Source organism: Nocardiopsis akebiae, from assembly GCF_018316795.1.
Taxonomy (GTDB): domain Bacteria; phylum Actinomycetota; class Actinomycetes; order Streptosporangiales; family Streptosporangiaceae; genus Nocardiopsis; species Nocardiopsis dassonvillei.
The window spans coordinates 1,617,503-1,639,768 of record NZ_CP074132.1; the positions used below are offsets into that span (position 1 = coordinate 1,617,503).

The following is a 22,266-nucleotide window of genomic DNA, read 5'->3' on the forward strand; positions in this document are numbered from 1 at the left end:
AATGTCATACGCGAAATGCTACTACGCGTTGTGACGCGTGGCACGCCCGCGGCGGCCGGGCGGTCAGGCGATCGGCACAGTCTAGGTCGGCCGACCGCCGCGCCCGGCCGCCGGGGTCACAGCTCGGCGGCGGCCTCGGCCACGCCCCGGGCGGCCTCCTCGACGTCGCGGTCGGTGGTCTCCAGGTGCACCACCAGGCGCACGGCGTCGCCGATGCCCAGCCCCGCGACCCCGTGGCGGGCGAAGGCCTCGGCGTAGCGCGCCCCCTGTCCGGCGGGGGCGGGCACCAGCACCATGTTGGTCCGCGCCCGCACTGCCAGCCCGGAGCGCTCGGAGATCAGCCGGGCCAGCTCCGCGGCGCGCTCGTGGTCCTCGGCCACCCGCTCCCGGTGGTGGCGCAGCGCGTACAGGGCACCGGCGGCGATGATCCCGGCCTGGCGCATCCCCGCGCCCAGCAGCTTGCGCCCGCGCCGGGCCCTGCGCACCGTGTCGGCGTCCCCGACCAGCGCCGAGCCCACCGGGGCGCCCAGACCCTTGGAGAAGCACACCGACACCGTGTCGAACCCGTCCGCGACCTCGGCGGGGGCGGCGTCCAGCGCGGTGGCCGCGTTCCACAGCCGCGCCCCGTCCAGGTGCGCGCGCAGCCCGTGCCGGTGCGCGAACCCGGTGACCCGGCGCTGTTCGGCCAGCGGCACGACGCGGCCGGTGAAGGTGTTCTCCAGCCACACCAGGGCGGGCTCGGCCCGGTGGACGTCACCCCGCCCGGCGATCCACGACTCCAGCACCGCGTCGGTGGGGCAGAGCCCGTCCGAGTACAGGCGCGGCAGGGCCCGGGCCAGCACCGCGGTCGCGCCCTGCTCGTCGCCGATGAGGTGGTGGTTCTCGTGCGCCCACACCTCCTCGCCGCTGCGGGTGGACACGTACAGCCCCAGCTGGTTGGCCATGTGCCCGGACGGCACGTACAGCGCGGCCTCCCGGCCCAGCAGCCCGGCGGTCTCCTCCTCCAGCTCCCGCACGGTCGGGTCCTCGCCCCACACGTCGTCGCCCACCTCGGCCTCGGCCATGGCCCTGCGCATGGCCGGGGTGGGGCGGGTGACGGTGTCGGAACGCAGGTCGATCATGGCGTCTTCCTCCTGGTGGGACGCGTGCCCTCGGGCGGGGGCGGGGCGGACGGGGTGTCCGCCCGACGATACTGCCCGCCGCTCAGTCGCTCCCGATCCGGTCCAGGGCGCGTGAGAGCCGGGCCAGCGCCTCCAGTACGCGAGCGCTGTCCTCCTCGCCCAGTTCGGCGACCAGGGCCTTGGCCACCCGTTCGTGGTCGGGGCTGATCCGGCGCAGGGCGTCCAGGCCCTCCCCGGTGGCGGCGAGCAGCTTGGCGCGGCTGTGCGCCGGGTTCGGCCGGTACTCGGCCAGCCCCTGCTCCACCAGCAGGTCGGCGATGCGCTGCACGCTCTGCCGCGTGGTGCCGAAGCGGCGCGCGACCGCCGACACCGGCAGGGGTTCCCGGGCCACCGCGCCGAGCACCTGCCAGCGCGCGGCGGTCAGTCCGGCGGTGCGGGCCAGTTCCTCGGCCACCGACAGGAACTGCCCGTTGAGGCGGAAGACGGCGAGCGCGGTCCCGGTGAGCAGGTCGGAGTGTCTGTCCTCGGCAGGGGCCATGCTCAGGCCCCCTCCAGCAGCACGTGGTAGGCGCCGGGGTCGTGCTCGGCGTGCAGCCGGTACCACGCGTCCAGGACGCGGGGCGTGTACAGGTCCAGGGCCGCGAAGACCTCCCGGGCGAACTCCAGGGGCGCGGTGGGCCCGGCCGTGATGAGGCCGCCGTCGGAGACCGCGAGCGCGGAGCGGTAGCGGCGCATCCCGGCGTAGCCGGTGGCCAGCAGGTACTCGGGAGCGGCGCTGGTGTGGTCGCGGTAGTCCAGGAGCCCCTCCCGGGCGAGCCCGGCCGTGGCGCCGCAGATGGCCGCGACCGGCACACCGGCGTCGAGCCAGATCCCGGCCGCGGACGCGAACGGGGAGAAGGCCTCGGGGTCCACGTCCCAGCCGTCCGCCCCCGGCAGGATCAGCATCGCGCTGGAGGAGGGCTTGAGCTGGGGCAGGGTGATGTCCGGCAGGATGGTCAGCCCGCCCGCGGTCGTGACGGGCGCGCCGGTGAGGCCGACGGTCACCACGTCGTAGCGCCCGGGGTCGCGCTGCCAGTCGCCGCCCCGGATGGTCGCGGTGGTGTGCCCGATCTCCCAGTCCGCCAGCTGGTCGTACACGGCGAGGTGGACGGTCTGACTGGTGTCTTCGATCATGACAGCATGTTGTCATTTTGACAGTGTGCTGTCAATGTCCGAGGGTGGACGGATCCGCGGTGCTCCGTGCGTCTGATGCGCCCTCTGGAGGGATGGGCGCTGGTCCGCAGGCCAAGGCGGTCAGCGTGTCCACGGCCATCATGGATCAGGTGTTGCCTGTTGTGCTTTTTCGGCCGGCCTACAAGTGCGTGCCTCCACCGACCAAACCCGGAAAGTGACTTGGGCAGGGGCGGGTGGGGTGTGGATCGGGGGCGGTCCTGCCTGGGTCGGCCTGCGGTGGGTTCGAACCCCGGCCCCCTGGTGGTTGAAGGTGCACGTTCGCGTCCTCATGGGGACGGGGCGGGCGCCTCCGTTCACCTTCGGCCGCCGCGGGGCCGCGCCCGACTCCCACCGGCTGGCGCGAGCGCGGGCGCCCCCGCCCCACCCCGCCCCCGCGGGGCTCGCGGGGTGACGACCGAACGCGCCCGTGTGTCGCATGTCACCCCTGCCCCGAAAGCTGCTGGTGGGTCGGATTTCCGGTGACGCAGGTCTCGCGGTTGTAACAGAACGGAACGCCGGTGTTCACATAACCTCACAAATGGTATTACCATTCTCGGAGCCTGCCCCCAGAGCAGGTCGGAGCCGTACTCCCGTACAGCTCAGCACCACCGCACACCCACGGAAGGCTCCGTCGTGGAGAACTTCGAACCCGTCTACGGGACGGGACCCCTTCTCGGGATCGCTGCGGGAGCCATCGCCCTCCTGCTGTTCCTGATCATCCGCCTCAAGCTGCACGCGTTCGTGGCGCTCATCCTGGTCAGCGTCCTGACCGCCCTGGCCACCGGCATCCCCGTCTCCGGGGTGGTGCCCACCCTCCTGGACGGCTTCGGGGGCACCCTCGCCAACGTCGCCCTGCTCGTCGGGCTCGGCGTGATGATCGGACGCCTGCTGGAGATCACCGGGGGCGCGGCCGTCCTGGCCGGGGCGCTGATCAAGCTCTTCGGCGAGAAGCGCGCGCCGCTCGCGCTCGGCGTCGCCTCCCTGCTCTTCGGCTTCCCGATCTTCTTCGACGTCGGCCTCATCGTCATGCTGCCGATCGTCTTCAGCGTGGCCCGCCGCGTCGGCGGATCGGTGCTCATGTACGCGCTGCCCACCGCGGGAGCCTTCGCGGTCATGCACGCCTTCGTGCCCCCGCACCCCGGCCCGGTCACCGCCGCCGTGGAGATCGGGGCGGACATGGGCCTCGTGCTCCTGGTCGGCACCGTCCTGGCCATCCCCACCTGGTACCTGGCCAGCTACCTGTTCGGCCTGTGGGCCGGTAAGAAGTGGGAGCTGCCGGTTCCCGAGGACATCATGTCCGACGGCACCGTCAAGCACGAGAACCCGCCGCGCCTGGTGACCGTGCTGGCCGTCCTCCTGCTGCCGATGCTGCTGATCTTCGCCAACACCGGTGTGACCACGTTCGTCTCCACGGGCGCGGTGTCCGCTGAGGCCACTTGGGCGCAGATCCTCCAGCTGCTCGGACAGACCCCGATCGCGCTGCTCATCACCGTGCTCTTCGCGATGGTCGTGCTCAGTCCGGGCCGCTTCACCCGTCAGCGGGTGGAGGAGATCGTCGGCGGCGCGCTCGGCCCGGTCTGCGCCATCATCCTCATCACCGGCGCGGGCGGCATGTTCGGCGGCGTGCTGCGCACCAGCGGCATCGGCGACGCCCTCGCCGACAGCCTGGAGTCCACCGGCCTGCCGGTGATCGTCGCCGCCTTCGTCATCGCGCTCGCGCTGCGCGTCGCCCAGGGCTCGGCCACCGTCGCCATCACCACGGCTGCGGGTCTGATCGCCCCGGCCGTGGCGGCCACCTCGGGACTCTCCTCGATCGACCTCGCCCTGATCGTCATCGCGATCGCCTCCGGCGCCACCGCCCTGTCGCACGTCAACGACTCCGGGTTCTGGCTCGTCGGCCGTTTCCTGGGTATGGATGTCAAGACCACGCTCAAGACCTGGACGGTCATGGAGACCCTGATCGGCTTCATCGGCTTCGGGCTCGCCTTCGGACTGAGCCTGGTGCTGTGACCGCGCGGGCGGAACCCGGCCGTCCGCTCAGGACGCGGGTTCCGCCCTCCGGTCGCCCTCCAGCGCGACGGACACCTCGGTGACGATGGAGCGCATCGCGGCCTCCGCCACGTCGGGGAGGCCGTCCCGGATCGCCTGGGCCACGGCCTTGTGCAGCCGCAGCGCCTCCGGGCGCGGGTTGCGCGGCATCAGGTGGTAGGAGGTGCGTCCGACCAGGACCTCCGCCACCACCTGGGACAGGCCGACGAACATCTCGTTGCCGGACAGCTCCAGGATGCGGCGGTGGAACGTGACGTCCAACTCCAGGAAGGTCTCCAGGTCACCGGCGCGCCCGGTGCGGACCATCTGGTCGGCGACCACCACCAGCTGGGCCCGCTCCTCGGCGTCGCCGCGCTCGGCGGCCAGGGCCGCGGCGCCCGGTTCCAGCGCGGCGCGCAACTCGTTGAGCGACCGCAGCTGCTCCATGCGGCCGGGCCCGGCCAGGCGCCAGCGGATGAGCTGGGGATCGAAGACGCTCCAGTCCCGGCGCGGGCGCACGCGGATGCCGGTGCGGGGGCGGCTGACCACCAGCCGCATGGACTCCAGGACGCGCACGGCCTCGCGCGCGACCGTCCGGGAGACGCCGAAGTCCTGTTCCAGGCCCTGGAGGGTGAAGGTGTGGCCGGTCCGGTACTCGCCTGCGGCGATGGCGGGTCCGAGCACCGCCAGCACGCGGTTGTGCAGTGTGCGGTGGTCCGTGGCCATCGTTCTCCTCGTGCTCCGGGGCCGTCCGGTTGGCCGCATGCGGTCGTGGGGTCACGCTGAAGCCTAGCCGGATTGATTGATATCACTATTAATGGTGACGCTTGCGGCCACGCAGGGGCACCACGACACGGAGAAACCATGCACTTTGTCTTCATGGGGGTCTCGGGCAGCGGCAAGACCACTGTCGCCGAACGTGTGGCCAAGCAGCTGGGCCTGCCCTTCGCCGAGGCCGACGACTTCCACCCCCGGGCCAACATCGACAAGATGGCGGCGGGCGTCCCGCTGACCGACGAGGACCGCTGGCCGTGGCTGCACGAGCTGGCACGGTGGATCGCCGAGCACGAGGCCGCCGGCCAGTCCACGGTCATGGCGTGCTCGGCGCTCAGGCACAGCTACCGCGACGTCCTGCGCCAGGCCGCCCCGGGGGTGCGCTTCCTGCACATGCACGGCTCCGCCGAGGTGATCTGGCGGCGGATCGAGGCCCGTCAGGACCACTTCATGCCGCCCGCGCTCCTGGAGTCGCAGCTCGACACCCTGGAGCGGCTGAAGGCGGACGAGCCCGGCCTCGAACTCGACGTCAGGAACGACGTGGAGGCCCTCGTCGGGCAGGCCCTGGAGTACGCGGGGCCGCTGCTGCGTCCGGCGGAGGCGCCGGTCGTCGGGGACTGAAGGGAAACGGCGGCGGGCCACGGTCACATCACCGTCGGGTCTCGAATTCCGCGCACGGTTCCGCGGGCGCCTTGCGCGGTTCCTCCCGGAACGCGACGCTGTTCGGCATGTCGAACTCCGTCTCGTCCCCCTTGTCCCCCGCCTCCCGGATCCTCGGCACCGCACGGTCCTCCGCGGCGGGCCTCCTCGCGGAACGCCGCCCCGGTGTGCGGCCCCCGCGCGACGTGCGCCAGACCTTCGCCCTGATGCTGGTCGCCGTCCCCGCGTACGGCCTGCTGGCCTACCTGGCGGGCGACCGGATGCTCTCGGGCGCGCACGAGGACGCCGCCGAGGGCCTGCGCGCCCTGATGGTCACCGCCGCGCTCGTGGGCGTGGCCCTGGGGGCCCTGGCCGTCCCGGTGCGCCGCGGCGGCAACGCCCTGTGGCGCACCGCCCAGGTCGGCGCCGTGGCCGGAATGGGGGTCGCCGTGGCCGGTCTGTACGCGGCCGCGCGGCTGGTGGACACGCAGCTGCTGCTGGCGGCGGTCGTGGTGGCGGTCGCCGCCATCGTCGTCAACATCGCGCTGTGGAGCAGCGAGGTCCACCGCTGGTGCGGTCGGTAGGGGGCCCGGCGCCCGCGGACCGGTCCGGCGGTACGCCCCGCCCCCGCGGGCGGGGCGGCCCGAGCCCGGGCCCCCGCCGCGCGCGTACCCGAAGGCGGGGCCGACGGCGCGCCGTCGGACCCCTCCCGCGCTACTCCTCGTCGTCCTCGCCGTCGGCGGCCGCGTGCAGCCGCGCCAGGTGGTCGCTGTCGTCCTCCCCGTGGCGGCCCAGGTAGATCTCCCTGGCCTCGTCCGCGATGTCGGCCGACTCTTCCTCGAAACCGTAGTCGGCCAGGTCGTCCAGCAGGTCCAGGGCCCGGTGCAGGGCGTCGCCGTCGTCGGGGGACTGGGCGGCCTCCTGCGGGAGGTGGGCCACGACCCTGGCGAGGACGGCGGCGCGCGCCTCGTCCACTGCGCTCTCGGATCCGGCCGCGGCGGTCAGCCGGATCCTGGTGATGGGATCCTCGTCGGCCACCAGCATCAGCTGTTCGGCCAGCCAGGAGGCCTCCTGGCCCTCGAGGAACGCGGTCAGCGCCGCGTCGTCAAGCGGTGTGGTCATTGGCAGATCATAGGCCCGCCCGGCGCCTGCGCCGACACCGGTGCCCGGGCTCCGGGGCGGGTCCGCGAGCCCGGAAAACACACCCTTTCATCCGATCATCGGATATCAGGTAGTGGGGAAGTCGTCTTTCCCTGGTTACGGGGGTGTTGCCGTGCAGTCTCACGTGATAGTGCGTTCATCTGTTCGACAACTCGTATCCGAAAATGCGCCCATGGATCACGGCACAGATGGGAAACGGTTGTATTAATACCCAGCTGTCTATCTTCACAGTCGCTCTCGGCGCGGTCTAGGGTCCACTCAATCGTTCCAGGGCCTGCCGGGCCCCGCACTGAGGTGGACCATGTTCAGGAAGCCTTTCCGAAAGCCGTTGGCCCTCCTGGCCTCCGCGGCCGCGCTCACGCTGGTGGCCACAGCGTGTGCCGAGAGTAACCGCGAGGGCGGGGGGACCGACGCGTCGGAGCCCTTCGTCTTCGCCTCCGCGGGCGACATCAAAACCCTCGACCCCTTCCTCACCAGTGACGGTGAGACCTTCCGTTACAGCAGGCAGGTCTTCGAAACCCTTCTCGAGCACGAATCGGGCGGGACCGAAATCGTCGGCGGACTCGCCGAGGACTGGGAACAGTCCGAGGACGGCACCGTCTGGACCTTCCACCTGCGCGACGGCGTCGTGTTCCACGACGGCGACGAGTTCAACGCCGAGGCGGTCTGCGCCAACTTCGACCGCTGGTACAACCTCACCGGCGGTTTCCAGAGCTCGAACAACTCCTATTACTGGCAGTCGATCTTCGGCGGCTTCGCGGAGAACGAGAGCGAGGACCTCGCCGAGTCCCGGTACGTCTCCTGCGAGGCCACCGACGAGCTGACCGCGGTCATCACGATCGACGAGTACTCCTCCATCTTCCCCGGCGGCTTCAGCCTCGCCTCGTTCGGCATCATGAGCCCCACCACGCTGGAGGCCATCGCCGACGCCGAGATCACCGGAGAGGAGGGCAACTTCACCCTCCCCGAGTACACCCAGACGGCCGGAACCGTCGCGGGCACCGGACCCTTCACCGTCCAGGAGTGGGACCACGACCAGGCCGAGGTGACCCTCCAGCGCTTCGACGACTACTGGGGCGACGCCGCGGGCTTCGAGACGATGATCCTGCGCGCTATCCCCGACGAGACCGCCCGCCGCCAGGCCCTGGAAGCGGGTGACATCCACGGTTACGACCTGGTCGCCCCCGCCGACGTCGCCCCCCTGACCGAGGCCGATTTCCAGGTGCCCACCCGCGGCGTGTTCAACGTCCTGTACATGGCCTACCAGCAGGAGGCCAGCGAGGCGCTCGCCGACCTGGAGGTGCGCCAGGCCCTGGCCCACGCCGTGGACCGCCAGCGCATCGTCGACACGATCCTGCCCGAGGGCGGCGAGGTCGCGACCCAGTTCCACCCCGACACCCTCGACGGCTGGTCCCCGGACGTGCAGACCTACGAGTACGACCCCGAACTGGCCCAGGAGATGCTGGCGGACGCCGGGCAGGAGGACCTGACCCTGGAGTTCTGCTACCCGACCGACGTCACCCGCCCCTACATGCCCGCGCCGCGCGACATCTTCGACGTCATCGCCGCGGACCTGGAGGCGGTCGGCGTCACCGTGGAGCCGGTCACCTACGAGTGGACCGAGTACGTCCCGCGCACCAACTCCGGCGAGTGCCCGCTGTACCTGCTCGGCTGGACCGGCGACTACAACGACGCCTACAACTTCATCGGCACCTGGTTCTCCCAGTACAACAGCGAGTTCGGCTTCCGTGACGAGGACCTGTTCGACGCCATGGAGGAGGCGAGCACCAACCCGAACGAGGAGGAGCGCGTCGCCGCCTACCAGGACCTGAACAACCAGATCATGGACATCCTGCCGGGGCTGCCCATCTCCAGCTCCCCGCCGTCCATCGCCTTCTCCGCGAACGTCAACCCGCCCAACGTCAGCCCGCTGACCCAGGAGAACTTCTCCGAGGCCTCCTGGAAGTAGTCCCCCTCCCCCGCGGGGAGGGGAAGGCCCGACCGGCCACCGGTCGGGCCCGCCCACTGCCCGGGGCCGCGGCCCCCGGCCCGTCCGGGGCCGCGCGCCCCGCGCCGCGACACCGCCCGGCGGGGCGCACCGCCCGCGCGCCGACCGGGCCCCTCGTCCGAACCACCCGCTCGAACTCCCGCCGCGATCCGGCGGGGACGCTTCGCGTCCATAGTTCCCACCACTGGCGAAAGGCGGCGAAGGTGCTGCGATTCATCGTCAGGCGTCTCCTCCAGCTGATCCCGACACTGGGCGGCCTGTCGATCCTGCTGTTCGTCTGGCTGCAACGGCTGCCGGGCGGACCGGAGTACGCCCTCCTACCCGACGACGCGACGGCCGAACAGCGCGCCGCGCTGCGTCGCTCCCTCGGCCTGGACGAACCGGTCACGGTTCAGTACCTGGCCTTCCTGCGCCGTATCCTCCAGGGCGACCTCGGGACCTCGCTCTCCACCGGACGGCCGGTCACCGAGGAGTTCCTCACCCGCTTCCCGGCCACGTTCGAACTGTCGGTCACCGCGATGCTGATCGCGGTCGTCGTCGGAGTCCCCCTCGGCTACCTCGCCGCGCGCAGGCGCGGCTCCGTGCTGGACTTCGCGGCCGTGGGCGGATCCCTCCTGGGCATCTGCACGCCGGTGTTCTTCCTCGCCTTCATCCTGAAGGTGGTCTTCGCCGAGCGTCTCGGGATGTTCCCCTCCGCCTTCCGGCTCTCGCCTGGCCTGATCCGCACCGACCTCAGCGGGTTCGTCGTCCTCGACGGCCTGCGGACCGGGGAGCTCGACGTGGTGTGGGACGCCCTGCTCCACCTGGTGCTGCCCGGGATCGCGCTGGCCTCGATCCCGCTCGCCGTGATCGTCCGGATGACCCGGGCCAGCGTGCTGGAGGTGGTCGGCGAGGACTACGTGCGCACCGCCAACGCCAAGGGGCTGCACCGCAACACCGTGCGCACCCGTCACGTGATGCGCAACGCCATGCTCCCCGTGGTCACCTCGGTCGGACTGCTCACCGGAAGCCTGTTCGCCGGAGCCGTGCTCACCGAGAGCGTCTTCGCCTTCCCCGGCATCGGCTCGTTCGTCTACGCCGCCACGCAGGGGCGCGACTACCCGGTCCTCACCGGGTTCATCCTGCTCATCGCGACCATGTACGTGTTCATCAACCTGTTGGTGGACATCTCCTACAGCCTCCTCGACCCGAGAGTGCGGGCCCAGTGATGCCGACGACACCGAGCCCCCACCACCGGTCCGAACCCGCGGGCGCACCGGAGCCCGAGGGCACCGCGGCCCAGCACACGCCCCTCCTGGGACGCAAGGCGGCCAGGGTGGACCGGCTGGCCGAACTCATGGGCCAGCGCGAGGAGGGCGAACACGGCGCGGGCATCTGGCGCACCGCCTTCGAGCGCATGCGCCGCAGCCCCATGGCCATCACCGGCGCCGTGATCGTCGTGGTGTTCCTCGTCGTGGCGCTGTTCTCACCGCTCATCGCGCCCTACGACCCCGTCTCCCAGAGCTGGGGCGACGAGGTCTTCCCCAACCGCAACGTGTTCGTCGGCCCGCGCGCCGAGAACTGGCTGGGCCTGGACAACCTCGGCCGCGACCAGTTCTCCCGCATGGTGATCGGCGCCCGCCAGACCCTCCTGGTCGGCGTGGTCGCCACCCTGGTCGGCTTCGGCGTCGGCGCACTGCTCGGCGGCGCGGCCGGGGCCGCCGCGGTCCTGGGCGGCCGCTGGGGCCGCCAGGTGGACAACGCCGTCATGCGCGTCATCGACATGATGCTGGCGCTGCCCACCCTGCTGCTCGCGGTCACCATCGCAGCCCTGGTCGGCCCCAGCCTGACCACGGTCATGTTCGCGGTCGGCGTGGCGCAGATCCCCATCTTCGCCCGTCTCCTGCGCGGCGCGATGCTCTCCCAGGGCAACCGCGAGTACGTGCTGGCCGCCCGCGCGCTGGGCGTGCGCAAGCACAAGATCGCCCTCGTGCACATCCTGCCCAACTCGCTCGGCCCGGTGATCGTGCAGTCCACGCTCACCCTGGCCACCGCCATCATCGACGCGGCGGCCCTGTCCTACCTGGGTCTGGGCAACCCGGACCCGGCCTTCCCCGAATGGGGGACCATGCTCGCCGACGCCCAGCGGTTCCTGTCCAGCGCGCCGCAGCTGGCCGTGTACCCGGCGCTGGCCATCATCGTCACCGCCCTGGGCTTCACCCTGCTGGGTGAGGCGATGCGGGAGGCGCTCGACCCCAAGCTGAGGAAGTGACATGAGTTCCAGCACGCCGCTGCTGGCGGTGGACGAGCTGTCCGTGGTGTTCGGCGGACGCGGCTCCGACGAGGTGCGGGCCGTGGACGGGGTGTCCTTCACCCTGGAGGAGGGCCGGGTGACCGGGCTGGTCGGCGAGTCCGGCTGCGGCAAGAGCGTCACCTCGCTCGCCCTCATGGGCCTGCTCCCCGACCGGGGGGTGCGGGTCGGCGGCAGCGCCGTCATGCGGCTGCCCGACGGGCCCGTCGACCTGTTGAAGCTGTCGCAGAAGCGGATGCGCGACCTGCGCGGCTCCCAGCTGGCGATGATCTTCCAGGACCCGCTCAGCTCCCTCAACCCCGTGGTGCCCATCGGCCGCCAGGTCACCGAGATCCTGCGCCGCCACCGGGGGATGCGCGGTTCGGCGGCGGAGAAGGAGGCCGCCGACCTGCTGGACCGGGTGGGCATCCCCGACCCCACCCGGCGGCTGCGCGAGTACCCGCACCAGCTGTCGGGCGGCATGCGCCAGCGCGCGCTCATCGCCATGGCGGTTGCCTGCCGCCCCCGCGTGATGATCGCCGACGAGCCCACCACCGCCCTGGACGTCACCATCCAGGCGCAGATCCTGGAACTGCTCCGGGACCTGGTCACCGAGGAGGGCACCGCCCTGCTGATGATCACGCACGACCTGGGCGTGGTCGCCGGACTGTGCGACGACATCAACGTCCTGTACGCGGGGCGGGCGGTGGAGACGGCGCCGCGCGCGCCGCTGTTCGCCGACCCCACCCACCCCTACACGGTCGGCCTGCTGGGCTCCATCCCCCGGCTGGACGCCCCGCGCGGTGAGCGGCTCACCCCCATCCGGGGGTCGGTCAACGACAACATCGCCTGGGCGCAGGGGTGCGCGTTCGCGCCCCGCTGCGACCACTACACGATGGAGTGCCTCCAGGGGCCGCCGGAGCTCGTGGCGGTGGGCGCCGCGGCGGGCGTGGAGGAGGACGGCCGCTCCGGGCGGGGCCCGGCGGCCGCACACGTGCACCGGTGCGTGAACCCGATCCGGGACGCGGACGCGGCCGACCGGCCCACGCTGGACGGCCCGGGCGGTCCGGACGGCGACGACGAGGAGGAGCGGGGATGAGCCTGCTGCGGATCAACGACCTCAAGGTGCACTTCCCCATCAGGAGGGGGGTGTTCTTCGACCGCACCGTCGGCCACGTGCGCGCGGTCGACGGAGTCAGCCTGGAGATCGAGAGCGGCCAGACCTACGGTCTGGTGGGCGAGTCGGGCTGCGGCAAGACCACCCTGGGCCGCGCGGTGCTGCGACTGGTGGACGTCACCGAGGGCGAGGTGCTCTTCGGCGGACAGGACCTGGCCGGCCTGGACGAGGAGTCGATGCGCCGCCAGCGCAAGAACCTCCAGATGGTGTTCCAGGACCCGCTGGGCAGCCTCAACCCCCGGCAGAACATCGGTTCCATCCTGCTGGAGGGCCTGCAGACCCACGGGATCGGCGGCCCGCCGCCGGGGGAGGGGCCCTCCGGGGGCCGGGAGCGCCGCGCCCTGGTCCTGGAGGACCAGCGCAGGCGCGTGGTCGACGCCCTGGAGAGGGTGGGCCTGTCGGCCAAGGCGCTCACCCGTTACCCGCACGAGTTCTCCGGCGGCCAGCGCCAGCGCATCGGCATCGCCCGCGCGCTGGTGCTGGAGCCCGACCTCATCATCTGCGACGAGCCGGTCTCGGCGCTGGACGTGTCGATCCAGGCCCAGGTGCTCAACCTGCTGGAGAGCCTCCAGGAGGAACTGGGGCTGACCTACCTGGTCATCGCGCACGACCTTGCCGTGGTCCGCCACGTCAGCGACGTGGTCGGGGTGATGTACCTGGGCGGCCTGGTGGAGGAGGCCTCCAGCGACGACCTGTACGAGACGCCGATGCACCCGTACACGCGCTCGCTCATGTCGGCGGTGCCGGTCCCCGACCCGCAGGTGGAGGACAGCCGCGAGCGCATCCTGCTGGCGGGCGACCTGCCCTCGCCCGCCGACCCGCCCGAGGGCTGCCGCTTCCACACCCGCTGCCCGTGGCGGCAGGAGGAGCGGTGCGACACCGAGCGGCCCGAACTGCGCCCGGTCGGGAACACCGCCGGGGGCGGCACCCACAGGGTGGCCTGCCACTACGCCGAGCAGATCCTCTCGGGTGAGATCCGTCCCAGGGAGGAGATGGCCGAGCGCATCGTGCACGGCACCGGTTGAGCCGACCGGCGGGGGCGGCCGTCCGGGATCCGGGCGGCCGCCCTCCGTGCCGGGCCACCGTGCGGCGGCCCCTTCCCGGGCGCGGCTTCTCCTCCAGGCGGCCGTGGCGCTGGCGCCGGTGGGCGCGGGCCCGGGCCGCCCGCGACACCGGCGCCCCCTGATGGCAGTGGGGCGGGGCGCCGAAGGGCGGCTGTGCGGTCGCTCACCCGGGGGCGCGGAGCCCCATGTGGGCGGCTCCGCGCGTGGCGTGCGGCGAAGAACATCCGCCGGAACCGGGAGAGGGCGCCCCCGGGCGGGCACGATGACGGTATGAGGCCTTCGCTGGACACCGTCCCCGGCACCGGGACGTTCCTGTACGACCGCGACTGCGGGTTCTGCAAGCGCTCGGTGGTCTTCGCCCGCGACCGGCTGCGCGCCCGCAGCAGCTTCGTGGCCTGGCAGGACTTCGACCTGGACTCCGTGGGGCTGACACCGGAGCAGACCGACGCCAGCGCCTGGTTCGTGTACGCGGACGGGCGCCGCTTCTCGGGCGGCGACGCCGTCGCCGAACTCCTGCTGCACGGGCGCCCGCTCACCCGGCCGCTGGGCCGCCTGGCGCGCCTGCCGCTGCTGCGCTCGCTCAACCGGTCCGCCTACCGCTGGGTGGCCGCCAACCGCCACCGCATCCCCCTCCCCGGGGGAGCCCCCTCCTGCGGTCTCGGCCCCCCTCAGCAGGGCGGGTGACCAGGCTCCGCGCCGGCCGCGCGTCCGGCCCGCGGGCTCAGGCCGCGCGCAGGGCCCGGCACACCTCCAGCAGCCGCTCCCGCAGCACCGCGCCGCGCTCGGCGAACCCCCGCTGCGCCTCCATGTACTCCGCCTTGCCCTCGGCGGTCTCGATCCGCACCGGCGCGTACCCCCACGCCGCCAGGTCGTAGGGGGAGGCGCGCATGTCCAGCGTCCGGATCTGCCGCGAGAGTTCGAAGCAGTCCACCACCAGCTCCGAGGGCACCGCCGGGGTCAGCTTGTACGCCCACTTGTACAGGTCCATGTTGGCGTGCAGGCACCCCGGCTGGTCCAGCTCGTCCTGCCGCTCCCGGCTGGGCCGGAGCGTGTTGAGCGGGCGCGCGGCCTCGGTGAAGAACCGGAACGCGTCGAAGTGCGAGCACCGGATCCGGTGCGTCTCCACGACCCGGTCGGTGCCCTCCCGGCCCAGCCGCAGCGGCACCTGTCCGTGCCGCACCTCTCCGGTCCGGTACACCATCGCCCACTCGTGCAGCCCGAAGCAGCCGAGGTGGGCGGGGCGCCCGGCGACCGACGACAGCAGCCGCTCCACGAAGTCCAGCACCGGCCGCGCCGCCAGGAACGCCGCGGTGTCCAGGCCCACCGCGCCCCCGGGCAGCTCGGCGTAGAACCGCTCGTCCAGGCGGGCGCGGGCGCCCTCGCCCAGCAGCACCGTCCCCGCGCCGGGGTGCCAGCGCCGCAGCTGCGCGGGCTTGAGGTTGTAGTAGGTGAACAGGAAGTCCTCCACCGGGTGGCGCACGCCCTCCCGGCGGCGCCGCAGGTGGTCCCCGACCAGCGCGTCCACGCGGTCGCGGTGCCGTTCGGCGCGCTCGCGCCACAGCACCTCGGGCAGGGCCGCCGGGGCCCGCGTACTCGCTTCCGTCACGGCCCCCAGGGTACGCGCGCCTCGGGATCCCCGCCCCCGCGTTCTTGTACGCTCCGGTGATGGGCGTGCGCAACTACCTGGTCGAGGGCGTCTCCGGCACCGGCAAGACCTCGGTCTGCGCGGAACTGCGGCGGCGCGGGCACCACGCCGTCGACGGCGACCGGGAGCTGGCCTACCAGGGCGATCCGAGAACCGGTGAGCCGACGGAGGGCCTGAGGCACGAGCACCACCTCTGGCACGTCGACCGGGTCAGGTCCCTGGTCGCCGACCGGGGCAGCGCGGTGACGTTCTTCTGCGGCGGTTCGAGGAACTTCCCCGAGTTCATCGAGCTGTTCGACGGGGTGTTCGTCCTGGAGGTCGACCCGCGGACGCTGCGCCGGCGGCTCGACGGGCGGCCGAAGGGGGAGTGGGGCGGCAGGCGGGCCGAACGGGACCTCATCGCGCGCCTGCACCGGACGAAGGAGGACGTTCCCCGGAACGGCACGGTCGTCGACGCCACCAGACCGCTCGCGAGCGTCGTCGACGAGATCCTGCGCCTCACCGGGGGGTAGGCCCCTGACGCGGCCCGGCCCCGCTCCGCGTGCCCGGGCGGCCTCAGTTGGTCTGCTGCACGGGCAGGTGGCGGCCCAGGTAGCCGATGTAGACCCGGTTCGTGGTGCCCGGCCCCAGGTGGGGGTAGAAGTACAGCCGCGGACAGATCCCGTACTCGATGTCGAGCTTGATGTGCGCGTACATGGGCAGCCGCCCGCTCGGCTCCACCTCCTCGGGAACCCGGAACAGGCGCTTGTCGTTGAGCTTGCCCCGGTTGCGCACGTGGTCCGACTCCTGCGAGGCCAACCGCTTGATGGGGATCACCTGGTACCCGTCCGGGGTCTCGCGCAGGTAGGAGTGGAAGCCCAGTCCGGTGCCGGGATTGTCGAACTGGTAGCGCGCGTAGTCGTTGAGGGCCAGCAGCGCCTCCCACGCGCGGGTGACCCACAGGGACTCCTTGCGGCTGTCGGACAACTCGTAGACCGTGGCGTCCTCGATGGTGAAGTACAGGTGCGGCAGCACCGAGTCGTCGGTGATGCGCTCCAGCAGTTCGCGCACGCTGACCGGGGGCCGCCGCTGCGGGTCGATCGGCGCGGGCGCCGCGGCCAGTCGGAACAGCCCGGCCTCGCGCGCCTGCTCGCGCAGCCAGCGGGCCTCGTAGCGGGCGGCGCGCGCCTGTTCGCGGGCGGTGTCGAGCTCCTCGCTCAGGTCGGCGGTCTCGGCCAGGAGTCCGTGGCGCTCCTCGGACAGCTCGCTGACCCGCGCGCCGAGCCGGGTGACCTCCTCCCGCAGCCGCTGGGCCTGCTGTTCCAGGGCCTCGCGCTCCAGCGCCGAGGCGGCCCCGGCCGAACCGGCCCCGCCCTGCGCCGCCCGGTGCACGACGGCCGCGCCCCGGGCCGCGGGCACGCTCACCCGCGGCCGCGCCGTGCCGGGTCCGGACCGCCGCAGGTCGTCGGTCTCCTCCTCCAGCAGCGCGTCCACGGCCTGGAGCGGACCGGGCAGGCCCACCTCCAGCGCGTTGTCGCGCACCCGCCGCGAGAGGGCGGCGCCCACCCAGTTGCGGATGCGCTCGCCGTCGCGCGCGGTGTCCAGCGTGGCCGGGCTCATCCTCGGGTGGCGTGCGGCGTCCGCCTCGTCGTGCGGGTCCACCCCGGGTAAGAAGGTGCGCACCCCGCCGGGCGGGACGTCCAGACCCGGCGGCAGGAGCGCGCCGACGCGCTCCAGGGCGGCGTCGTCGAGCACGTACCCCGAGCACATGCCGGTGCAGCGCGACAGCGCCCCGGCCATGGCACCGCGCCAGTCGGCGACGGTCACGTCACGGGGCGAACCGGTGGCCACCACCGCCATGCGCCGCAGGGGGTCGCGGATCGCGGCCACGAGCGTGTCCACGAGGTCGTCTTCGCGCCCGCGCACGATCCGCGGCGCGGGCGGCAGCGGGTGGCCGCCGTCGTGGCCGTGCACCGCCTCCAGGAGCATGCGCGCTGCCTCGGGCGGCATGACGTCCAGCCGGGGCTGCTCGGAGCCCTCACCCGCCGGAGAGGAGGGGGTGACGGTCATGTCGATCCACACGTACCGCCACGGGGACAGCGCCGGGTCCACGACAGCGGTGGCGACCGTCCGCCACACGCCGTCCGTCTTGTCGGACTCGGTGGTCAGCCGCAGGAAGGACAGGCCCTCGTCGGGGTTGTCGTGCCGCACGACCAGGGCGCGGGAGCGGTTGCTCAGCTCATGGCGCCCCGACGCGGAGAAGTCCACCCGCGCGCCCGAGTTGCCGCGCTTGCTCAACCACCGCGACAGAACCGTCGAGGTGACGGCGACCAGGTCGCCGTCGTGCTCCGGGACCGCGACGAGCGTGCGGTAGACAAGCGGCAATGGGCACTCCCGGGATCCCGTCGGCGGTGGCGGACCCGAGGGTCCGGCCGAACGCGCTGGCAGAGCCCTCCTCACCACTGTGGACGAAGGAGGTCGCCGGCGCCAGTCGGCCGACCAAAGATCCCCGGTCAGGCTGTCTGATCCTCAGACGATACCGCCCGTCACTCCGGTGTACACCCCCCGCTGTCGTCCCTGTTCGGAGCGCGGAGCCGTACGCGTGTAGTTCTTGCGCCACTGTGGCCAACTCCCGTGTTCGTGTTGGCAACGGTGGACAAGGCATACCGGGAGAAGGGGGCACTAGCGTCACGGGCATGTCTACGCGCCCGTTCTGGCTGGCCGGCACCGCCGCGACCGGCGACACCGAGATCACCCTCGTCAACCCCTACACCGGCGAGGACGCGGGCACCGTCTCCGTGCCCACCGCCGAGCAGATCGAGGAGGCGGTGGCCGCCGCGCACGCGGCCGCCGCCGAGGCCGCCGCCCTGCCCGCCCACGTGCGGGCCGACGCCCTCGACCACGTCTCCCGGCGCATCGGCGAGCGCGCCGAGGAGATCGCCCGCACCATCACCGCCGAGAGCGGCAAGCCGATCAAGTGGGCCCGCGCCGAGGCCGGACGCGCCGTGTCCGTGTTCCGCTGGGCGGCAGAGGAGGCCCGCCGCGACAGCGGTGAGCTCCAGCGCCTGGACACCGACCCGGGCGGCACCGGCCGCATGGCCCTGGTGCGCCGCGTCCCCAAGGGGCCGGTCCTGGGCATCTCGCCGTTCAACTTCCCCCTCAACCTCGTCGCCCACAAGGTCGCCCCGGCCATCGCCGTCGGCGCGCCCATCATCCTCAAGCCGGCCCCCGCCACCCCGATGACCGCCCTGGTCCTGGGCGAGATCATCGCCGAGACGGACCTGCCCGGCGGCATGGTGTCGGTGCTGCCGATGCCCAACGACCGCGCCGCCTCCCTCATCACCGACGAGCGCCTGCCCGTCATCTCCTTCACCGGCGGCGCCTTCGGCTGGCAGTTGCCCCGCCTGGCCCCGCACAAGCACGTCACCCTGGAACTGGGCGGCAACGCCGCCGCCGTGGTGCTCGCCGACGCCGACCTGGACTGGGCGGCCCAGCGGGTGGCCCTGTTCGGCAACAACCAGGCCGGACAGGTGTGCATCGGCGTGCAGCGCGTCATCGTCGAGGACTCCGTGTACGACGAGTTCGTCCCGCGCCTCGTGGAGCGGGTGGAGGCCCTCGGAGTGGGCGACCCCTCCGACCCGGCCACCGACGTGGGCCCGCTGGTGGACGAGGCCGCGGCCGAGCGCGTGGCCTCCTGGATCGACGAGGCCGTCACCGCCGGGGCCAAGCTCCTCACCGGCGGCACGCGCGACGGCGTGACCGTGGCGCCGACCGTCCTCGCCGAGGCCCCGGACGACTCCCGGGTGGTGCGCCAGGAGGTCTTCGGCCCGGTGCTGGTCCTCCAGCGCGCGGCCGACACAGACGCCGCCTTCGCCGCGGTCAACGACAGCGACTTCGGGCTCCAGGCGGGCGTGTTCACCCGCGACCTGCCCACCGCCTTCCGCGCCCACCGCGAACTGGAGGTCGGCGGCGTGGTCATCGGCGACGTGCCCACGTTCCGCGCCGACCAGATGCCCTACGGCGGGGTCAAGGGGTCGGGTGTTGGCAAGGAGGGCGTGCGCGCCGCCATGACCGACCTGTCCTACGAGCGGGTCCTCGTCCTGACCGGAATCGACCTGTAGCGCCTCCGGGGACCGCCCCGGACCCGTAACGGGCGGTGTCCCCCGCGCCACGGGGGCCGGGGGACACCGCCCGTCCTGCGGGTTCTACAGCTGGGCCGCCTGCTCGTACAGCTCGCGCGCCTCCCGGCCGAACCGGGGGCCGTACTGGACGCTGCGGTCGTCGGCGTACTTGAAGCTGACCACCGAGGTGATCGTGCCCCGGCCGGTGCCGGTGTCGAAACCGGCGAACCAGGGGCCGCCGCTGGAGCCCTGCGTCATGGAGCAGCGCACCCCGTTGGCCGTGGTGCCGCCGGTGTCGGGCTCGGTACGGCCCGAGCAGTAGTGCAGGTGCCTGCCCTCGTACGGGGACGCCGACGGGTACCCGAACGTGTACACCTGCACTCCCTCGCGCACCTTGTCCTCGGTCCAGGCGTCGAACGCGATCCGCTGGGAGCCCACCCGCTCCTGGACGGTCGTGCCCCCGTCGGGGTTGAGCACCACCATGGCGAAGTCGTAGCTGTCGTCCGCCTGGCGCGACCACTCGGGCGCCACCAGCAGGTCGCTGGCGGTGAACCGGCCGTAGGGGCTCTCCCCGTCCGCGTGGCCGGGTACGAAGGTCCAGTTGCGCGCCCACGAGCCCCGGCCGTCCTTGGCGCAGTGCCCGGCGGTGACCACGGTGCTCCGGTTCGCCGCGTCCACCACCGACGCCGAACACGTGAAGTCGCGCCCGTCCATGGTCAGGTAGACCTTGCCGGTGGTCCTGGTGACGAGCCCGCCCGAGGTCCAGCGCTCGCCCTCGCTGTCGGAGCGCGGCGCGGCCTGGTGCTCCACTCCCTCGTCCGGCGCGGTCCCGCCCTCGGGGGACGTGAGGACGTCCTCCAGCATGCCGGTGATGGGCTTGGCGGCGGCCATGCGCTCCTCGGTCCAGTAGTCCAGCACGGCCCGGTGCTGGTCGCCGGTCACGGCGGCGCTCTGGTGTGAGAGCCCCGTCACGTGCGAAAGGGCCTCGCGGTCCTCCTGCGCGGGAACCGCGGGGGAGTGGATGGCCTGGGTGACGGCGGACGCGGGCGCCGGGAGCTGCTCGGCGAGGAAGAGGCCCCCGGCGGCGACCGCAGCGGCGGCGAGGGGGGCGAGGATCCTGTGTGCGGTGGACGAGGTCATGACGAGCATCCTCGCACACTTTCGGTAGTCGAGTGGCTACTTTGTGTTTGTGTCGTGCGCGGCGGGGGAAGAAGGGGCCGCCTCCGGCACTGGGGTGCGCCGGAGGCGGCCGGAGGGGGCCCGGGCCGCCGCCGGGGGAGGTCCCCGGCGCCCGTCAGGTGAGCGGAACCGTGACCCGGGCGGGCGCCTCCTCCGGGGAGGTCAGGCCCACCCGGTCCCCGATGTCGCTCTCGTCCTGGTAACGCGCGTCCAGGCTGTCCACCACCACGGCCAGGCGGTGCCCCGCGGGCACGTCCCAGACCACCGGCGCCAACTCCGTGTCCACCGTGACCGGTTCACCGGGAGTCGCCCCGCGCAGGGTGTGGGGCGCGTGCGAGAGCAGGGAACCGGTCCCCCACCCGTCGATCGCGTACAGGTACACGTACACCGACTGCTCCGGGGCGGTTGGCGTGAACGTGAGGGAGACCTCCGGCGTTCCCGCCACCCGCGCCCCCTCGGGGTAGGCGGGGCTGGTCCACACGGCGGCCCGGTGGCGGTCCACCGCCGGCAGCAGCACCCCGGTCGGGACGTCGAAGAACTGCTGGAGCGCGCCGGAGACCAGCACGGTGCCGCTCTCGGCCGGGGTGGCGATCCCCGTGCGGAAGCGGTAGCTCCAGCCGGTGGAGGGCTCGGGCTCCATGGCGCCGCTGCTCTGCCAGCGGAACCAGTCGGTGTCCGGCTCGGCCAGGTAGTACCGGTCGGTGCTCGCGGTGACCGACGGCCAGTCGGGGTGCGTGGTCCAGCCGCCGCGCCCGTTGTTGGGCCTGACGTGCACGGGGCCCCCGGCGTCCACCTCGCTGGCCTGGCCGCGCAGGTGGTGGTCGAACCAGTCGCCCAGGGCCTCCCACACCTCGTCGGGCAGCCCGGCCGCGCCGAACAGCTCCTGGGTGGCGTGGTCCCCCGGGGTGATCATGAGCCGCTTGGGCACATCCAGTTCCTCGTAGAAGTCGGTGATGTGGCCCACGGGGAAGATGCCGTCGTTCCAGGCGTGCGCCATCATCACGGCCGTGCCGTTGGCGTTGATGGCGTCCACCTTGGCGGCCGCCGACCGGTCCGGGGCCACGTCCAGGGCGGGCTGGATGTCGCCGCGCCGGTAGGCGGCCTCGATCCCGGCCAGCTCCTCGCCGGGGGTGCCGGTGAGCTTGCCCGCGAGCAGGAGCAGCTCGGCCGACTGCGTGTCGACGGTCTCGTTGGGATACAGGGAGACCGCCAGGTCGGCCCAGCCGCTCAGCGAGGCCACGGCGCGGATCCGCTCGTCCTCGGCGGCGGTCAGCAGGCTGATGCCGCCCCCGTAGGAGATCCCGGCCATGCCGATGCGGTCGGGGTCGGCGTCGGTGTTCTCCAGCGCCCAGTCGATGACGGCGCCGGCGTCGGCGCGGTCCTCGGGACCGGCCACCCCGATCCCGCCGCCCGAGTCCCAGAAACCGCGCGAGGTGTAGGCCACGACCTGGTAACCGGACTCGTGGGCCAGCCTGGCGGCGGCGCCCACGTAGAGGAGGTGGGGCGTCCCCCAGGCGGAGGGCATGACCAGCAGCGGGTGCGGGCCCTCGACCCCGGTGGGGGTGATGACCTTCGCCCTCAGCTCGGTGCCGTCGTGGCTGACGATGGTCTCGTAGCCGATGCTGGCGCCGACCGCGGCCGAGGCCGGGGCGGGCGTGAGGACGGCGGCGGCGAGCACGGCCGCGAGGGCGGCGGACAGCGGGCGGGGGAGGAGGCGCGCGGCGGCGCGGAGCCCGGAACCGGTACGCGGCGGTCCGGCCTCGCGGGGCGCGGGGAGGGAGGGGGTCGTGACAGGGCGCATGGCGGGGGAACCTCAGGGGGGCTGGCGGGGTGGGGTGACCGATGGGTCGTCGCGCCGTCTCGCCATCGGGGGAGGCCGGAACCCGGGG

Annotated in this window: 20 protein-coding genes; 11 read left to right on the plus strand and 9 right to left on the minus strand. The window is 72.9% G+C overall.

Going from position 1 to position 22,266, the window contains the following annotated elements; translation table 11 throughout:
- Nucleotides 1-116 precede the first annotated feature (116 nt).
- The 3 genes from KGD83_RS06970 to KGD83_RS06980 form a co-directional block, all read right to left on the minus strand.
- Entirely contained in the window at nucleotides 117-1,121 is a 1,005-nt protein-coding gene (locus KGD83_RS06970; protein WP_212643050.1) for a threonine aldolase family protein, read from the minus strand.
- An 82-nt stretch (nucleotides 1,122-1,203) separates the two neighbouring features.
- Nucleotides 1,204-1,659, minus strand: a complete 456-nt coding sequence (locus KGD83_RS06975; protein WP_212643051.1) for a MarR family winged helix-turn-helix transcriptional regulator — start codon at nucleotides 1,657-1,659, stop codon at nucleotides 1,204-1,206.
- Between the two features lie 2 nt (nucleotides 1,660-1,661).
- On the minus strand, nucleotides 1,662-2,294 hold the full coding sequence (locus KGD83_RS06980; RefSeq protein WP_212643052.1) for a DJ-1/PfpI family protein: 633 nt from the start codon (nucleotides 2,292-2,294) through the stop codon (nucleotides 1,662-1,664).
- 672 nt (nucleotides 2,295-2,966) lie between these two features.
- Between KGD83_RS06980 and KGD83_RS06985 the strand changes: the two genes are divergently transcribed.
- Complete coding sequence (locus tag KGD83_RS06985; RefSeq protein WP_212643053.1) at nucleotides 2,967-4,343, plus strand: GntP family permease; 1,377 nt, start codon at nucleotides 2,967-2,969, stop codon at nucleotides 4,341-4,343.
- A gap of 27 nt (nucleotides 4,344-4,370) precedes the next feature.
- Here the strand turns inward: KGD83_RS06985 and KGD83_RS06990 are convergent, their stop codons facing one another.
- Nucleotides 4,371-5,087 carry a FadR/GntR family transcriptional regulator gene (locus KGD83_RS06990; protein WP_013154647.1) on the minus strand — a complete coding sequence of 239 codons (717 nt, stop codon included), beginning with the start codon at nucleotides 5,085-5,087 and terminating at the stop codon, nucleotides 4,371-4,373.
- Between the two features lie 138 nt (nucleotides 5,088-5,225).
- Here KGD83_RS06990 and KGD83_RS06995 point away from each other — a divergent pair, with 138 nt between their 5' ends.
- Together KGD83_RS06995 and KGD83_RS07000 are read left to right on the plus strand one after the other, a co-directional pair.
- Nucleotides 5,226-5,756 carry a gluconokinase gene (locus tag KGD83_RS06995; protein ID WP_212643054.1) on the plus strand — a complete coding sequence of 177 codons (531 nt, stop codon included), beginning with the start codon at nucleotides 5,226-5,228 and terminating at the stop codon, nucleotides 5,754-5,756.
- 107 nt (nucleotides 5,757-5,863) lie between these two features.
- Nucleotides 5,864-6,358, plus strand: coding sequence for a hypothetical protein (locus KGD83_RS07000; protein ID WP_249352189.1), 495 nt, complete (start codon nucleotides 5,864-5,866; stop codon nucleotides 6,356-6,358).
- 130 nt (nucleotides 6,359-6,488) lie between these two features.
- Here KGD83_RS07000 and KGD83_RS07005 read toward each other — a convergent pair whose 3' ends face one another.
- Complete coding sequence (locus KGD83_RS07005) at nucleotides 6,489-6,896, minus strand: hypothetical protein (protein ID WP_212643055.1); 408 nt, start codon at nucleotides 6,894-6,896, stop codon at nucleotides 6,489-6,491.
- Nucleotides 6,897-7,236: 340 nt separating this feature from the next.
- On the opposite strand from KGD83_RS07005, the gene KGD83_RS07010 reads away from it, so the two are divergent.
- The 6 genes from KGD83_RS07010 (at nucleotide 7,237) to KGD83_RS07035 (ending at nucleotide 14,137) form a co-directional block, all read left to right on the plus strand.
- Nucleotides 7,237-8,904 carry an ABC transporter substrate-binding protein gene (locus KGD83_RS07010; RefSeq protein WP_212643056.1) on the plus strand — a complete coding sequence of 556 codons (1,668 nt, stop codon included), beginning with the start codon at nucleotides 7,237-7,239 and terminating at the stop codon, nucleotides 8,902-8,904.
- A gap of 242 nt (nucleotides 8,905-9,146) precedes the next feature.
- Nucleotides 9,147-10,151 carry an ABC transporter permease gene (locus tag KGD83_RS07015; RefSeq protein WP_212643057.1) on the plus strand — a complete coding sequence of 335 codons (1,005 nt, stop codon included), beginning with the start codon at nucleotides 9,147-9,149 and terminating at the stop codon, nucleotides 10,149-10,151.
- Complete coding sequence (locus KGD83_RS07020; RefSeq protein WP_212643058.1) at nucleotides 10,151-11,194, plus strand: ABC transporter permease; 1,044 nt, start codon at nucleotides 10,151-10,153, stop codon at nucleotides 11,192-11,194. Before KGD83_RS07015 ends, KGD83_RS07020 begins: the two co-directional genes overlap by 1 nt.
- Nucleotide 11,195: 1 nt before the next feature.
- Nucleotides 11,196-12,311, plus strand: coding sequence for an ABC transporter ATP-binding protein (locus tag KGD83_RS07025; RefSeq protein WP_212643059.1), 1,116 nt, complete (start codon nucleotides 11,196-11,198; stop codon nucleotides 12,309-12,311).
- Nucleotides 12,308-13,414 carry an ABC transporter ATP-binding protein gene (locus KGD83_RS07030; RefSeq protein WP_212643060.1) on the plus strand — a complete coding sequence of 369 codons (1,107 nt, stop codon included), beginning with the start codon at nucleotides 12,308-12,310 and terminating at the stop codon, nucleotides 13,412-13,414. The genes KGD83_RS07025 and KGD83_RS07030 overlap by 4 nt, the downstream gene beginning before the upstream one ends.
- A gap of 309 nt (nucleotides 13,415-13,723) precedes the next feature.
- Complete coding sequence (locus KGD83_RS07035; protein ID WP_212643061.1) at nucleotides 13,724-14,137, plus strand: thiol-disulfide oxidoreductase DCC family protein; 414 nt, start codon at nucleotides 13,724-13,726, stop codon at nucleotides 14,135-14,137.
- 37 nt (nucleotides 14,138-14,174) lie between these two features.
- On the opposite strand, the gene KGD83_RS07040 is transcribed toward KGD83_RS07035, so the two are convergent.
- Nucleotides 14,175-15,059 (minus strand): 3-methyladenine DNA glycosylase, encoded by an 885-nt coding sequence (locus tag KGD83_RS07040; protein WP_212643062.1) that lies wholly within the window; start codon nucleotides 15,057-15,059, stop codon nucleotides 14,175-14,177.
- 59 nt (nucleotides 15,060-15,118) lie between these two features.
- Here KGD83_RS07040 and KGD83_RS07045 point away from each other — a divergent pair, with 59 nt between their 5' ends.
- A complete protein-coding gene (locus tag KGD83_RS07045; protein WP_212643063.1) occupies nucleotides 15,119-15,610 on the plus strand; it encodes an AAA family ATPase in 492 nt (163 codons plus the stop codon).
- A gap of 43 nt (nucleotides 15,611-15,653) precedes the next feature.
- Here the strand turns inward: KGD83_RS07045 and KGD83_RS07050 are convergent, their stop codons facing one another.
- Nucleotides 15,654-17,462, minus strand: a complete 1,809-nt coding sequence (locus tag KGD83_RS07050; RefSeq protein WP_212643064.1) for a coiled-coil domain-containing protein — start codon at nucleotides 17,460-17,462, stop codon at nucleotides 15,654-15,656.
- Between the two features lie 311 nt (nucleotides 17,463-17,773).
- Between KGD83_RS07050 and KGD83_RS07055 the strand changes: the two genes are divergently transcribed.
- Nucleotides 17,774-19,198 carry an aldehyde dehydrogenase family protein gene (locus KGD83_RS07055; RefSeq protein ID WP_212643065.1) on the plus strand — a complete coding sequence of 475 codons (1,425 nt, stop codon included), beginning with the start codon at nucleotides 17,774-17,776 and terminating at the stop codon, nucleotides 19,196-19,198.
- 84 nt (nucleotides 19,199-19,282) lie between these two features.
- On the opposite strand, the gene KGD83_RS07060 is transcribed toward KGD83_RS07055, so the two are convergent.
- Together KGD83_RS07060 and KGD83_RS07065 are read right to left on the minus strand one after the other, a co-directional pair.
- The gene (locus KGD83_RS07060) at nucleotides 19,283-20,338 is read right to left on the minus strand and encodes a trypsin-like serine peptidase (protein WP_212643066.1); all 1,056 of its coding nucleotides are present in this window, start codon (nucleotides 20,336-20,338) and stop codon (nucleotides 19,283-19,285) included.
- Between the two features lie 154 nt (nucleotides 20,339-20,492).
- On the minus strand, nucleotides 20,493-22,178 hold the full coding sequence (locus KGD83_RS07065; protein WP_212643067.1) for a CocE/NonD family hydrolase: 1,686 nt from the start codon (nucleotides 22,176-22,178) through the stop codon (nucleotides 20,493-20,495).
- Nucleotides 22,179-22,266 lie beyond the last annotated feature (88 nt).